General features: G+C 65.0%; 1 protein-coding gene. It reads right to left on the bottom strand.

The genetic code is table 11. From position 1 onward, the window contains the following. Positions 1–15: 15 nt before the first annotated feature. The gene (locus tag KN815_RS48675) at positions 16–285 is read right to left on the bottom strand and encodes a hypothetical protein (protein ID WP_059149557.1); all 270 of its coding nucleotides are present in this window, start codon (positions 283–285) and stop codon (positions 16–18) included. Between the last annotated feature and the right edge of the window lie 606 nt (positions 286–891).

The raw sequence follows: 891 nt of genomic DNA, 5'->3' as shown, positions 1-891 counted from the left end.
GGTCGGTGCGTGTGGTCACGCTGCCCCGCGCAGATCGTTCAGGGGTTCGGTTTCGTCGACCTCCACGCCGGGGCCTCGGGGGACGACTTCCACGAGGGCGCCGAGGATGGTGGACAGATCTGTTTCGAAGCTCGTGATGTCGAAGTAGGAGCGGTCGGCGTCCAGGGTTGCGACGAGTTCACCGGGTTCGGAGCTGAGTGCGAAGGAGTGCAAGCCGTGCTGACGTCCGAGCTGGTGGATGGTCGCGGCATTGGCGCGGAGCTTCGCAGCGGTGGCCGGCCTCACGGTTCATCCTCCTTCGTGATCTCTGGCACCTGGGTCGACAGGGGTCAGGATATAGGAGTGTGATGGCCATATGGGTGCTCTCTGGGGCGGCGACTGATGAGGTCGCTCTCCTGTCTTCGTGCGGCGGTTTACGGAACCCCGACGTTCGGCTACATCCTGATACGGATCGTCGCGGAGAGTTGTCGCGCGGCTGGGGGTCAAGGGGTCGCAGGTTCAAATCCTGTCGTCCCGACCAGCATCATTGCAGGTCGGAGGCCGTTTCCGCGGGTAGTGGAGGCGGCCTTAACCGTTTCCGGGCTGGGGGCGATGGGGAGCCCTTTGGGAGCCCTCGTGCTCCCAACTCGCGGACGTGTCAACGGTGTCCGATTCGTCCGTCACCCGATCCGGTAGATCTGCTGCGCCGTACCGAGCCCCTGCGTGCCGTCGTCAACCGTAGGCCCCTGAGGTCACCCCATCGATCTGGATGCTCTCTGCATCGAGAGGCATAAGAACCCCTTGTCGGCTCCCGGCCGCCTTTCGGGGTGGGAGCACGGCGTCGTGCTCCCCATGCGACAGGTGTGGGGTGGGCCACTGGTGATCTCTCCGGGCCGGTTTCCGCAGGCAGCT

Source organism: Streptomyces niphimycinicus (genome assembly GCF_018883605.1).
In the GTDB taxonomy this organism is placed as follows: domain Bacteria; phylum Actinomycetota; class Actinomycetes; order Streptomycetales; family Streptomycetaceae; genus Streptomyces; species Streptomyces niphimycinicus.
Note: the sequence above shows the minus strand (reverse complement) of the source record. Positions and strands in the feature narration are given on the sequence as shown.